Raw genomic sequence first — 14830 nt, 5'->3', positions numbered from 1 at the left:
ATTAAACAAAAATAGGCATTAATATGTTTTTAAGTACTTGATTTTGTTTTTTTCTGTTAATTAGAATCAATTTAATTTATAAGCAATGTGTTGCTTGTCTAAAGTAGCCAATAATTCATTCGTAATGTGAACCTTCGTGTTTCTACTAGGTAAACTTACTTCTAATTTCTCTTTTTCGTCCCAAACAGTAAAATTTAAACCTTGCTTACCAGGACTGTTTTTTAATATAGACTCTAAATTTAAAATAGTAGCTTCTTTAATTTGACTTAAAGGAAGTTGAATGGTTACTTTTTTACAAAGCTCGTCCATGATGTCATGTAATAATTTCATCTCTGTAAACTTTAACCTTGGTTCACCAACAACACCTTCTTTGCTCGTCCAGCCTGCTTGTACCGTAGAACGTATGAATAAAAACTGATTAGGCACTAAGAAATGTTGCATTCTTAGGTAATCTTCCCCAAAAATTCGAAATTCGTTACTATCACCATAATCTTCAACCGTAAACATTGCCCAACCTTTTCCTGCTTTAGAAACTCTGTGTTGTACATCTGTAACAATACCAGCAAAAGCTAAATTCATGTTCACAAATTTGGCCAAATCAGCTTTAAAATATTTTAAGGAAGCATTGCAAAACTTCAATTCATTTTTAAAATCATCTAAAGGATGTGCAGAAATGTAAATACCGATGACTTCTTTTTCTTGCTGTAACAACTCCATAGTTCCCCAAGTTTCACATTCTGGAATGTCTGGTTCTGGAAACTGAACTGTAGAAGCATCACCAAACATAGAAACCTGTGCAGAATTTTCGTTTTCCTGATATTTACTTCCGAATTTCATGGCGCGTTCTAGAAAAGTAAGATCTTTTTCATCACGAGAAAAATATTGCGCTCTGTGTGTATCTGTAAAAGAATCAAAAGCACCTGCTTTTATTAAGCTATCAAAAGATTTTTTATTGGCAGATCTTAAATCTACACGTTTTGCCAAGTCAAAAATAGAGTTGTAATTTCCGTTTTCTTCTCTTTCTTCTATAATTGCTCTTACCGCACCAGCACCAACACCTTTTACAGCTGCCATTCCGAATCTTACCGCACCTTCATCATTTACAGAAAATTTTAAGAAAGATTCGTTTAAATCTGGACCAAAAACTTGTAATCCCATTCGTTTACATTCTTCCATAAAGAAGGAAACGGCTTTAATGTCTTTCATGTTATTAGAAAGTACAGAAGCCATGTATTCTGCAGGATAGTGTGCTTTTAAATAGGCTGTTTGATACGCAATCCACGCATAACAAGTCGAGTGAGATTTATTAAAAGCATAACTAGCAAAGGCTTCCCAATCTTTCCAAATTTTTTCTAACTTTTCTGGATCATGACCTTTTGCAGCCGCTTGTTCTACAAACTTAGGTTTCATTTTATCTAGTACCGCAATTTGCTTTTTACCCATCGCTTTACGTAAAACATCGGCTTCACCTTTGGTAAAGTCTGCCAACTTTTGCGAGAGTAGCATTACTTGCTCTTGGTATACTGTAATACCGTAAGTCTCTGCCAAATATTCTTCCATGGCAGGTAAATCATATTCAATATCTTCTGTACCGTGTTTTCTATTAATAAAAGACGGAATGTATTCCATTGGACCAGGTCTGTATAGGGCATTCATTGCAATTAAATCTGCAAAAACAGTTGGTTTTAATGAACGCATGTGTTTTTGCATTCCTGGAGATTCATATTGAAAAATACCTACCGTTTCTCCTTTCTGGAAAAGCTCGTATGTTTTTACATCGTCTAAAGGAAACGTTTCTGGATCTAGAACAACATTATGTTTTGCCTTTACAATTTTAACGGTGTCTTTAATTAAAGTCAGCGTTTTTAGTCCTAAGAAATCCATTTTTAATAAACCCGCATCTTCAACGACAGAGTTATCAAACTGGGTTACATACATGTCGGAATCTTTTGCCAAAGCAACAGGCACATAATTGGTAATATCTCCGGGTGTAATAATAACTCCACATGCATGAATACCGGTATTTCTAACAGAACCTTCTAAAATGGTGGCTTTATTTATCGTTTCGGAAACCAAATCATTTCCTAAAGACATGCTTCTTAGTTCTTCAACTAATTGTTTTTCTTCGGTACGTAAGGCAGCAACTTTTCCGATACTTTTTGCATCTTGACTAAAGATATTTTTTAGCTTGATTCCTGGAATTAATTTTGCAATTCTATCCGCTTCAAAAAGGGGTAAATCTAAAACCCTAGCCGTATCTCTAATAGAAGATTTAGCCGCCATGGTTCCGTAAGTAATAATTTGTGCAACCTGATTTGATCCATATTTATCAATTACATAATCCATTACACGTCCACGACCTTCATCATCAAAATCAATATCAATATCGGGCATTGATACCCGTTCTGGATTTAAGAAACGCTCAAAAAGTAAATCATATTGAATAGGATCTATATTGGTAATCCAAAGACAGAAAGCAACTACAGAACCAGCTGCAGAACCACGCCCAGGCCCAACAGCAACATCCATTCTTCTTGCTTCCCGAATAAAATCTTCCACAATTAAGAAATAACCAGGATATCCTGTTTTTTCAATAACAGATAGTTCAAAGTCTAAACGTTCTCTAATAGCATCTGTAATTTCGCCATATCGCTTTTCTGCACCAACATACGTTAAGTGTCTTAAAAAGTTATTCTCGCCACGTTTACCTTTATCAGCTTCATCTGCAATGTCTTTAAATTCATCAGGAATATCGAAAGCAGGCAATAAAACATCTCTAGCAAGGGTAAATATCTCTACTTTATCTACAATTTCTTGTATGTTGCTAATTGCTTCAGGTAGATCTGCAAAGAGTTTTTTCATTTCGTCCGTAGACTTGAAATAATACTCATCATTTGGCAAACCATATCTATAACCTCGTCCTTTACCAATAGGAGTTGCTTGCTTTTCACCATCTTTTACACACAATAAAATATCATGTGCATTTGCATCTTTCTTCTCTAAGTAAAAAGTATTGTTGGTTGCAATAATTTTAACATCGTGTTTTTTAGAAAACTTCAATAAAGTTTCATTCACAATGTTTTCATCTTGCTGATTGTGACGCATCAACTCAATGTACAAATCGTCTTTAAATTGTTCTTTCCACCAAAGTAAAGCATCTTCCGCTTGTTTTTCCCCAAGGTTTAGAATCTTGCTAGGAACCTCTCCATACAAATTTCCCGTTAAAACAATAATATCTTCTTTGTATTTTTCTACGAGTGCTCTGTCAATTCTTGGAACGTAATAAAAGCCATCTACAAAAGCAGCAGAAGACATTTTTGCTAAATTGTGATATCCTTTTTTATTTTTTGCCAACAAAACAACCTGATATCCATTGTCTTTTACTTTCTTATTTTTATGATCTTCACAAATATTAAACTCACAACCAATAATTGGTTTCATTGGAGTTGCTGCCGTTTTATTATGATTTAAAACAGCATTCACAAAATGAAAAGAACCCATCATATTTGCAGTATCTGTCATCGCAACCGCTGGCATATTGTCTTTTGCTGCTGCGGCTACAATGTTACCAAGTTGCATGGTAGATTGTAAAACAGAATATTGGGTATGATTGTGCAAGTGTGAAAATTGTACATTTTCTAATTCTGCTAAACCATCTGAGGTAGATTTGGTTTCTGCAGTATCTTTTAACTTGTCTAAACGTTGGCGAATAATATCGCTTTCCTTTTTAAGATTGATGTGTTTTAAACCAATTACTTGAATCGGCTTCGGATTTGCTTCCGAGAAATTTTTAAAATAATCATCATCAACATCTAATTGTTCTTTGGTAAATTCTCTGATACGAATTAACTCTAAAAAACAACGTGTGGTTGCCTCAACATCGGCAGTTGCATTATGCGCATCACCAAAACCAGCACCAAATAAATGATTGTGTAATTCTGTTAAAGTTGGTAATTTAAATTTACCACCTCGACCCCCAGGAATCTGACACATTGTTGCCGTTTTCTCTGTACACGTATCTAAAATAGGTAAAGAATCTAGATTATTTTCTACCCCTAATCTGTGGAATTCACAGCCCATAATATTAAGGTCGAAATTCAAATTCTGACCAACAATAAATTTTGTTTTACTTAAAACTTCATTGAATAGAACCAAACATTCTTCTAAAGAAATACCATCTTGTTCTGCTAATTCCGTAGAGATTCCGTGAATTCTTTCTGCATCATAAGGAATGTTATATCCCGCTGGTTTTATAAGGAAATCGTTATGTTCTAACACATTTCCCATCTCATCATGCAGCTGCCATGCAATTTGAACACACCTTGGCCAGTTGTCTGTATTTGTTATAGGAGCGTTCCAGCTTTTAGGTAAACCTGTAGTTTCTGTATCAAAAATTAAGTACATAAATGGGCCTTTTTGGATGGTGAATTTGGGATGTTAAAGGTACAAAATGATCAAAAATTTAAGAGCATAATTTATCTGGACTTATCAACAAAAAAAAAGCCAATCCAATTAAGGATCGACTTTTAAAAGTAACCAACCAATACTATGTATTGCATCTATAAATTTAATGCAATTATGACAATTCTTCTTCTACCATTAATGTATTAATAGCAGCTTGAATTTTTTGTTCTTGCTCTTCTAGCATTTTCTGAGTTGAAGGGGCAAAAGAATCTTCTTTCAAAATTTCTTTATACTCTTCTAAGCTTGCTTTCTCTCCTCTTAGAGCTTCCTCTAAAATAGCCTTTTCATCATTAGCACTAAATAAAGACTTTAATGACATCCAATTTCTATGCATTGCTCCTTTAATAGAACCATCATCTTCTGGAATTTGACCATAAGACAAAATTTCTGTTCTTAAATCTTTTGCAAACTGACTTCTTTCTGAAGCTCTATTTTTAAAGAAAATTTTTAGCTTGGTGCTCTCAACGTTCTCTGAAGAATTTATATATCCTTTTTCGGCATCGTAGTTTTTCTCTAATAATTCATTTAGCTTGTTCGAAATTTTCTCTGTGTACTTCATACAATCATTTTCATTATAAATTCCAATATTTTGTTTTGAGATGCGTATTGTTTCACATCTGTTATTTGTTGAAGCAAAACTATTAAAGATTGGGCTTTATTATTAATTCATAAGGTTTAGATTTTAACTCATTTAATATTAAGGTTATTTTTTATAACTTCGTATAGGATAAGAGTGCGTGCGTTAAGGATTGAACGGTCTGTTTGAGCTCTTTTTGAAGGATGAAAAAAAGCGAGTAGTGAAAGCCTGTTAAAACGCCATAAAAAATATTGATATTTAGGGTTTTAGTTTGAAAATGTTTTCGTAATTTTGCGCCCACTTACTACGAGATAGTAGGGTTATTAATAATCGAGGTCGAGAACCTTAACAAATTAACAAATTATGTCTGTAAAGATTAGATTACAAAGACACGGTAAAAAAGGGAAACCATTCTATTGGATCGTTGCCGCTGATGCTCGTGCAAAAAGAGATGGTAAATACTTAGAAAAAATAGGTACTTACAATCCTAACTTGAACCCTGCAGTGATCGATTTAAATATTGATAAAGCTGTACAATGGTTACAAAATGGTGCACAACCAACGGATACTGCAAAAAACATTTTATCTTATAAAGGTGCAATGTTAAAGAACCATTTAGTTGGTGGTGTTAGAAAAGGAGCTTTAACTCAAGAGCAAGCAGATGCAAAGTTTGCAGCTTGGACAGAAGAAAAAGCAACGAAGATTTCTGATAAAGAAGCAGGTTTGTCTAAAGCAGAATCTGAAGCAAAAGCGAAAGCATTTGCAGCAGAAAAAGCTGTAAACGAAGCAAGAATTGAAGCAGCTAAACCAGTTGTTGAAGAGGTTGCTGAGGTTGAAGAAGCAGCGGAAGCAGCTCCTGAAACAATTGACGAAGCACAAGAAAAAGCAGCAGAATAAATTATAAATTTATACGAAGATGCGTAAAGAAGATTGTTTTTATTTAGGCAAAATCGTTACAAAATATAGTTTTAAGGGCGAAGTTGTTATCAAATTAGATACCGATGAACCTGAGTTGTACAAAGAAATGGAATCAGTTTATGTCGAATTCGGCACAAATCTGGTTCCTTTTTTTATTGAAAAAAGTTCACTACATAAAGGAAATCAATTACGTGTTCAGTTTGAAGATGTATATTCTGATGAAGAAGCAGATTCTATTTTAAAATGTGGTATTTACTTGCCTTCAACTTTGTTACCAAAACTATCTGGAGATAAATTCTATTTTCATGAAGTAATCGGTTTTACAGTTGTAGATGTAAATTTTGGTGAAGTCGGACAGATTGTTCACATAAATGACAAAGCTGCACAACCACTTTTTGAAATTGACCGAGAAGGAACAGAAATTTTTATTCCGATGGTGGACGATTTTATTAAAAAAGTAGATAGAGTAAATAATACAATTGAAGTGGAAACTCCTGATGGATTAATAGCACTTTATTTGTAAAAAGAAAGGTGTCTGAGTGGTCGAAAGAGCTACCTTGGAAAGGTAGTGTACTGGTAACGGTACCGAGGGTTCGAATCCCTTCCTTTCTACAGTTTATAGTATGGGTTTTCATACCTAAAAAAAGCATCCAATTCTATTAGAATTGGATGCTTTTTTTTATGAATACTATTTCAAGTAGTATATTTATAATAGTTGAAGTAATTTCTTATTGGTCATACGTAATATAAGTAGAAACCAACCAATGATTTAATTTATCACCATCTACAGGTGTTGCAGGTATTTTTATTTTTAATGAATGAGTCCCTGCTTTTAAATCTCCTAAGTCTACAATCATAGGTTCTACGGAAGAACCCGGGCACCAATTTGATCTTGATAAATCTGAAGATGCAATGCGCTCTTCAATTTCTTTAATTTGATAAGATCTTGTTTTTGAATCTATGTAAGAAGCAGAATCTTTTCGCAGCCACACACCAGAAGTAGGGTTGAACCTTCTAAAAGAAGCACAATCATCTCGCCAAGGAATGGTATCTAAAACAAGTGTATTGTTAAAATACACACTATTTTTTATTTTGATAAATTCATCACCGCCACTATGACCACCATGTCCGGTTGTGATGTAATGTAATTTTACATTTTTGATGTCTTTTTTTAAGTTGATGGTTTTCTCTAAGTCATTATGAGCAAAATTATCTGGTATCTGCTGTCCACCAACATAAGGAACAGTGTTTACTAAAGGCATTACAAAGACTTTTCTCTGTTTTCTATTCGAGTATGTAAGTTCTAAATCGAATTCATACCCTTCCGAAGTCCAAGAATCTATCCAAACACCTACATAAAAAGTTCCAGTAACTAAGCTTTCTAAATCCGTTATGTCTTGTTCCCAAACAACTTGTTTTTCCCAATTAGGAATGTAAACAGGTCTTCTATACTTTACTTTATTATCACTGTAATATCCAACACCAAAAGGCGTCATAAATCGCATTAGTTCTGTAACAGGATTGTAATTGTCACCAGATACATAACCAGCATATGTATCATCTACGTAAGAATCTTTGGGGAACTTTCCATCTTTTTCTGTAATAGAAAGGATTGATAGTTTTTTTGGATCTGATACTACAAAACAAGAGCCCGATTTATCCCAACGATCTCCTTTTGAGCGGACTGTTAATTTTACTTTTACATCCGTACCATTTTTAAATGTAGGAATCGTTACTTTTTTATAGACCAAACGGCCACTCATTAAGCGAACCGCTTCGGTATCTGAGCCTTTTTCACCTCCAAAGTTTAATGGTTGCTTGTTAAATACATTCATTTTAGTACTGCCTTCTTGTGCCGTTAAATTCGCACAAAAAACGAATAAGCAGATGATCATACAATTTTTTATCTTCATTTTATATCAATTAAATTATTAGTTTTTAAAGTTTAATTCTACAATAACAGGTAAATGGTCTGACGGATATTTGCAGTCTTTAGAATCACTTAATACAGCATATTTTAATACTTTTACTGCTTCTTTATTTGTGAAAATATAATCGATTCTATCTGTAACAGGTTTGTTAAAATTAAAACCATTAAAAGTTCCTAATGGACCAAAAGGCTTTGAGATACTTACAGATTTAGTATCATTTAAGGCTTCTGAAAGTAATTGAATTGGCGCCGTTTCTGGTTTTAAATTAAAATCTCCCATGACAATTACTGGCAAACTTTTGGTATTTAATTCTTTTATTTTTTCAAGAATTAGTGCCGCACTTTTTACGCGAGCGATATCTCCAATATGATCGAAATGTGTGTTAAATACCCAAAACTGCTCGCTGTTGTTTTTGTTTTCAAAAAGTCCGTAGGTACAAATACGTTCCATAGCTGCATCCCAACCAATAGAAATTTCATTCGGAGTTTTAGACAACCAAAAGGTACCTTCTTTTATAATATTAAATTTTTCTTTATTATAAAAAATAGCACTGAATTCACCTTTCGTTTTACCATCATCTCGTCCAATTCCAATATAAGAATAAGCAACAAAAACACTATCTAAATAGCGCACTTGATGCTGTAAACCTTCTTGAATTCCGAAAACATCTGGTTGATTATAGGCTATCTGATCTGTCAAAAAAACATTTCTTTTAGACCATTGATTTTTGCCATCATTTGAATTGTCATACCTAATATTATAGGTCATTATTTTATAACTTTCATTTTCCTTAGTACAAGAAAAAACAAAGCCTATTAAAAGTAAAAAAATAATCCTCCTCATTCTAAACTGATTTAAATTTTTTATATGCGTTTTATGTCCAATTATTCTTTCAAATTAAACAGAACTTTAGAAGCATTTGTGAGTGTTTCATGACTTATAAAAAAAGACTTTTCAGTTTTACCATTAATCGTAAACGATTTTAAATTTCCTTTTCCATTTTTTTCAATGACCAACGTCTCATTCTTATAATATCTTGTGTCTAAATGAATGGTAATTTTGTCGAATGTTGGTGTTGTCATTGTGTACATAGGATCTGCAGGAGAAACCGGATATATTCCCATCATGCTATAAATCAACCAAGCAGACATGGTGCCGGTGTCATCGTTTCCAGGCAAACCAGCCGGTTTATTTGTAAAATATGTATGAATTAAATTGGTAACACGCTGTTGTGTTTTCCACTCGTAACCCTTTGCGTAATTGTATAAATAGGGGTACCCAATATCTGGTTCATTCGCCATATCAAATTGTTTTTTTTCAAAAACTTCATCCAATTTAGCTACATATTTTTTCTTGCCTCCCATTAACTTCATTAAATATTTTGCATCATGCGCAACCATAAAAGTATACTGCCATGAATTTCCTTCAATAAAGCCTACATTTTTCTCGAAATTAGCACCCTGATTAGGATTAAAAGGCGAGTGCCATGAACCATCATCGTTCTTGGGGCGCAATAAATTAAATTCCTTGTCAAAGAAACTTCTATAGGAAACAGCACGATTAGAAAATAATTTATAATCTTCTTTCTTCCCTAATTTATCAGCCAATTGTGCGATTGCAAAATCACTAATATTATATTCTTGTGTTGTTGAAACAGAACCGCTATTGGTTGTTTTTGTTGATAAATAACCTTTCGTTAAATAGTCTTTAATTCCTGGTCTTAACGGATTATTATCTAACTGTGTAGCACTTTTTCGCATAGCTTCATACGCTTTTTCAATATCAAAATCTTGTATCCCTCTTAAATACGTATCTGCTAAAACAATTCCTGCAGGATCTCCAACCATTGTGGTTGTTTCGGTTGCATTCAGTTCCCATTTAGGCAACCATCCGCTTTCATCATAAATATTCAACATACTTTTTACCATATCCGATTGTTGCTTTGGATAGATCAATGACATTAAAGAATGCAAATTTCTATAGGTATCCCAAAAAGAAAATACGGTAAATCGTGTTCCGTCAGTTTTGGCTGTTTCGCGTTTTCCCATTGTTGGGTATTCACCATTCACATCATTTAACGTATTCGGATGAATTAATGTGTGGTACAATGCTGTATAAAAAATAGTTTTATCATCTTTTGTTCCGCCTTCTACTTCAACTTTAGATAATAATTGATTCCATTGTGAAGCGGTATTTTTATGTATAGCATCAAATGATAAATGCTGCGTTTCCTTTTCTAAATTTTCTCTGGCATTTTCTATACTAACGTAAGAAACCCCAATCTTCACCTCAACTTGCGTTGGTTTTTCAAAATTATAAGTAAAATAAGTCCCTATACTATCGCCAATGACCTCTTTTCGATAGTTTTTATAAAAGCGTTTTTTGCCATTATATCCCATCCACTGTCCTTCTACACCTTTGTTTCTCCTAGTTTTTTTCCAAACTCCAAATTTATCTGCTGGTTTACTAAATTTTGCAACGAAATATACAGGATAAGATTCTTCTGGTTTGTAATAACAAAATGAACCCACATTACGCATGCCTTCTATTTCGGTTGGCGATACTACTTTAACCATAGCGCCTTCTTCGTTGGTTAACCCCAATCCTAAATTGATTAAAATATTAGATTTTCCTTTTGGAAATGAATATTTGCTTACACCAACTCTAGTGGTTGCAGTAAGTTCAGCTTTTACATTATATTTTGAAAGTTGAGCACTGTAATAACCTGGTTTTGCAATCTCATTGGTATAAGTCGTTCCATATTTTAAATGATCTGTTTCTAGTTCTCCTGTTGTAGGCATTGCTAAAACAACACCCAAATCTGGGCAACCAACACCACTTAAATTCACATGAGAAAATCCGGTTAAAAAAGTATTTTCATTTACATACGGAGTAGACAACCAACCGCTGTCTTTCTCTAATGGTAAATTTTGTGCTCCTGCTACATTAAAAGGAGAAACACTAGCCATTCCTCTTGGTGCAATTGCTCCAGGGTTGGTGGCGCCAAAATTAGAGGTTCCTATAAAAGGATTTACATAATCGATAGGTTCTTGTGAAACCATATTAAATTGAATGCAAAAAATTAAAAAAAGTGTAATTAAATGAAGCTTTTTCATGGGCTATTTATTTTTTGAAGTACTTAGTGAATACGGTTTGTTTGCAGCAGCAGTTCCCCAATTTTTATTAGGAATATTCCCCATATTGAAATTTAAAGTTCCACCATTTTGAAGCGCATCAAACTTTATAAAATTATTTTGATATGCTTTGCCATTTAACAACGCATCTTGAATATAAACATTCGTGCTTGAATTGTTTTCAGAAGTGATTTCAAACGTGTTTCCATTTTCTAAATGTAATGTTGCTTTTTTAAATAACGGACTTCCAATTACGTATTCATCAACTCCTGGAGTTACAGGATAAAACCCTAAAGCACTAAATACATACCATGCAGATGTTTGTCCGTTATCTTCATCACCACAATAACCGTCTGGTGTTGCCGAGTATAATTTTGTTAAAACATCTCTCACTTTTTCTTGTGCTTTGTAAGATTGATTTGCATAATTATACAAATAAATCATATGTTGAATGGGTTGATTTCCGTGTGCATAGTTTCCCATATTTACAATTTGCATTTCTCGAATTTCGTGAATTGTAAAACCATAATACGAAGCATCAAACTTTGGAGGCATTTCAAAAACTTCATCTAGTTTTAAAGCAAACTGTTCTTTACCGCCCATTAAATCAATAAGACCTTCGATGTCATGAAAAACAGACCAAGTATAATGCAAACTATTTCCTTCTGTAAAAGCATCACCCCATTTTAAGGGATTAAACGGACTTTGGAAGTTTCCATCCTCATTTTTTCCACGCATCCAATTGGTAGAAGGATCAAATAAGTTTTTATAATTCATAGATTTCTCAAAGTATTTTTCAGCAATTTTAGTTTTACCCATTTTTTCTGCCATTTGCGCAATTGTAAAATCGGCATATGCATATTCTAATGTTCTCGCAGCATTTTCATGAATATCAACATCATAAGGTACATACCCTAATTTATTATAATACTCTAAACCAGCTCTACCTACGGAATTTACAGGTCTACCATCTGCAACGGTTGCATTTTTAAGCATTGCTTCAAACAATATTTCGGCATCCATATTTTTTGCACCTTTTAAAAAGGCATCTGCAATAATAGAAGCAGAGTTAGAACCAATCATCACATCTCTGTGTCCTGGACTTGCCCATTCTGGCAACCAACTAGATTCTTTATAAGTATTAGCCAAACCTTGCATAATTTGTCCGTTTAGCTCTGGGTACATCATATTGAAAAATGGAAAAACTGCTCTAAACGTGTCCCAAAAGCCATTGTCGGTAAACATATAACCAGGCAACACTTTACCATTGTACGGACTATAATGAACTACTTTATTATTTGCATCAAATTCATAAAACTTTCTTGGGAACAATAAAACACGATATAAGGAAGAGTAGAAGGTTCTTAAATTATCAATATTATCATCTTCAATTTGAATTTTATTCAATGCTGTTTCCCAAGCTTGTTTTGCTTTATTCTTTGTGTCTTCAAAAGTATCTGCTCCAATTTCCCTCGAAAGATTTAATGCAGCCTGTTCTGGACTAATAAATGAAGAAGCTACTTTTACATGTACAACTTCTCCTTTTTTAGTTTTAAAACCTACAATAGCTCCAACATGTTCACCTTCACTATTTACTGAGTTTTCAAGCAATTGCCAACCATCCGTCCAGGTGTGATTTAGTTCAAAATCGGTGTCAAATTCTGCCACAAAATAGTTATGAAAATTATCAGGAACTCCGCCACTATTATTTCTACAATAGCCAATTATTTTACGTTCTTCAGGAATAATTTTCACCATAGAACCTTTGTTAAAAGCATCTAGAACAATGTAAGATTTGTCAGATTCTGGAAAGGTGAATTTAAAATGTGCCGCTCTTTCTGTTGGCGCAACTTCTGCCACCACATCATAATCTGCTAAATAAACCGAGTAATGATAAGGTTTTACGGTTTCTGCTTTGTGAGAAAACCAAGATTGCCTTTCATCTTCCTGAAACTTTAAATCTCCTGTAACTGCCATCAAAGAAAATGCAGCGTAATCATTAACCCACGGACTCGGTTGATGGGTTTGTTTGATGCCTCTAATTTTATTTTCATCGTATTTGTAGGTCCAACCATCACCCATTTTAGACGTCATTGGTGTCCAAAAATTCATTGCCCAAGGAGTTGCAATCGCAGGGTAGGTGTTTCCGTTAGATAAATCGAAAGAAGAATCTGTACCCATTAAAGGATTTACAAAATCGACCAAATCTTTACTTTCGATGTAGGAGTTATTTTGTGCTTTTAAACTAGTGTTCACACAAAATAGCAGTATTATTAAAATCGACGAATATTTGAAAATCATATTTGGCATATCGTTCTTATTAATTTATTCATTCTGTCTAGAATTGATGTCATTGCGAACGTAGAGAAGCAATCTAATAATTGAAAACTAGACTAAAAGATTCCTTCTCGTACCTCGTTCGGAATGACAAAAATTACTTCTTAATTCTATTTTTATTTATTTAATTCCACAGCGTTTCCGTGACCTCTGTACAATTTCAAAGCATCTTCTAACTCAACTTCTATAATCGTTACATTCGGGTCTAGATTTTTTTCTTGTGGAATTTCGATTCTTAAAATTCCAGGAATATTGTTCCAAGCAGCACCACCATTTCTTTCAAAACTTAATTCTTGATTAGAGCCTACAACTTTAATAGATTTCACTTTATTCTGAATCCCTTTTAATGAAATGTAATTTTTAGGAGCATCAAACAAAGCCAAGTAAATTTTAGTTTCATCTTTGTTTAACATTGTTGGTCCATAAAAGTGACCATAAGGCAATCCTGCTTTTGAATTAAATACGGCAGTTTCATGTTTTCTAATCCAATCTCCTAAAGCCTCTAAACGTTCTACTTGTTCTTTTGCAATGGTACCATCTGGTTTTGGACCGATGTTTAATAATAAGTTTCCTCCAGAAGCAATTACTTCAACAAAAGTTCTTATAATTTGAGACTTTGGTTTGTAATTGGTATCAGACGGAAAATAGCCCCAATTATCATTCATGGTCATACAAAACTCCCAAGCACCATCTGGTCTAACAACAGGGATTCCTTGTTCTGGCGTACTATAATCTCCGTACGTTTTTAATCGAGAATTTACAACCACCTTAGGATTCCATGTTAACAAACTATCTTTTAATGATTGCGCTCTCCATTGTTCGCTAGATTTTTCCCAATCACCATCAAACCAAAATAAATCTGGCTTAAAAGTATCGCTTAATTCTTTCAACTGACCGTTGTTAAATTTAAGAAAACGTTGCCAAGGAGATAATTGATTTTGTTTTTTCTGCGGATAATTTTTACGAGTATTTGGTCTTGGAAAAACCACATCATAATCAGGATGTGACCAATCAATCAAAGAATAATACAAACCTACTTTTAGGTTTTCTTTTCTTAAAGCAGCTACAAAAGGTGCTACTAAATCGCGTTTTGCAGGTGTTTTTTCTAGTACATTTAAGTGGCTAAATTTGGTGTCCCATAAAGCAACGCCATCATGATGTTTTGTAGTTAAAACAGCATAACGCGCGCCAATTTTTTTAAATAATTTTGCCCAAGCTTCCGGGTCATAATTTTTGGCAGTAAACTCTTTTCCCTGTGCCATATAATCATCATAAGAAATACGTTTGTGATACATAGACCACGACTCGCCAATTCCTTTTACACCGTAATATCCCCAGTGAATAAATACGCCTAATTTAGCATCTTTAAACCACTCTAAACGTTCTTCTTTCGTCAGTTTTTCTTGTGCCGAAATTTGATTGGCAACTAAGAAAACTAATACCGTAATAATCTTAAAATATTTCATCTT

The 14830-nt window shown here is 33.7% G+C and carries 9 protein-coding genes and 1 tRNA gene; 3 read left to right on the top strand and 7 right to left on the bottom strand.

The genetic code is table 11. The annotated features are described in order from the left end of the window. Positions 1-66: 66 nt before the first annotated feature. Both dnaE and ES045_RS14370 read right to left on the bottom strand, forming a co-directional pair. Positions 67-4404, bottom strand: a complete 4338-nt coding sequence (gene dnaE, locus ES045_RS14375) for a DNA polymerase III subunit alpha (RefSeq protein ID WP_147116978.1) — start codon at positions 4402-4404, stop codon at positions 67-69. A gap of 172 nt (positions 4405-4576) precedes the next feature. Next, the gene (locus ES045_RS14370) at positions 4577-5023 is read right to left on the bottom strand and encodes a ferritin-like domain-containing protein (RefSeq protein ID WP_147116977.1); all 447 of its coding nucleotides are present in this window, start codon (positions 5021-5023) and stop codon (positions 4577-4579) included. Positions 5024-5404: 381 nt separating this feature from the next. Between ES045_RS14370 and ES045_RS14365 the strand changes: the two genes are divergently transcribed. The 3 genes from ES045_RS14365 (at position 5405) to ES045_RS14355 (ending at position 6571) form a co-directional block, all read left to right on the top strand. Then, entirely contained in the window at positions 5405-5938 is a 534-nt protein-coding gene (locus ES045_RS14365) for a 30S ribosomal protein S16 (RefSeq protein WP_147116976.1), read from the top strand. Positions 5939-5957: 19 nt separating this feature from the next. Further along, complete coding sequence (gene rimM, locus ES045_RS14360) at positions 5958-6482, top strand: ribosome maturation factor RimM (protein ID WP_147116975.1); 525 nt, start codon at positions 5958-5960, stop codon at positions 6480-6482. A 2-nt stretch (positions 6483-6484) separates the two neighbouring features. After that, a tRNA-Ser gene (locus tag ES045_RS14355) sits at positions 6485-6571 on the top strand. 116 nt (positions 6572-6687) lie between these two features. On the opposite strand, the gene ES045_RS14350 is transcribed toward ES045_RS14355, so the two are convergent. From ES045_RS14350 to ES045_RS14330, 5 genes are all read right to left on the bottom strand, one after another. Further along, entirely contained in the window at positions 6688-7872 is a 1185-nt protein-coding gene (locus tag ES045_RS14350; protein ID WP_147116974.1) for a PNGase F N-terminal domain-containing protein, read from the bottom strand. A gap of 18 nt (positions 7873-7890) precedes the next feature. After that, on the bottom strand, positions 7891-8658 hold the full coding sequence (locus ES045_RS14345; protein ID WP_317131314.1) for an endonuclease/exonuclease/phosphatase family protein: 768 nt from the start codon (positions 8656-8658) through the stop codon (positions 7891-7893). 116 nt (positions 8659-8774) lie between these two features. Further along, complete coding sequence (locus tag ES045_RS14340; protein WP_147116972.1) at positions 8775-11006, bottom strand: GH92 family glycosyl hydrolase; 2232 nt, start codon at positions 11004-11006, stop codon at positions 8775-8777. 3 nt (positions 11007-11009) lie between these two features. Then, the gene (locus ES045_RS14335; protein WP_147116971.1) at positions 11010-13334 is read right to left on the bottom strand and encodes a GH92 family glycosyl hydrolase; all 2325 of its coding nucleotides are present in this window, start codon (positions 13332-13334) and stop codon (positions 11010-11012) included. Positions 13335-13477: 143 nt separating this feature from the next. Continuing rightward, positions 13478-14827: an alpha-L-fucosidase gene (locus tag ES045_RS14330; protein WP_147116970.1), complete on the bottom strand. Its 1350-nt coding sequence runs from the start codon at positions 14825-14827 to the stop codon at positions 13478-13480. Between the last annotated feature and the right edge of the window lie 3 nt (positions 14828-14830).

Origin of the sequence: Polaribacter sp. IC073 (genome assembly GCF_007997075.1) — a bacterium.
In the GTDB taxonomy this organism is placed as follows: domain Bacteria; phylum Bacteroidota; class Bacteroidia; order Flavobacteriales; family Flavobacteriaceae; genus Polaribacter.
The sequence above is the reverse complement of the archived record's forward strand: the minus strand, read 5'-3'. Positions and strand labels throughout refer to the sequence as shown.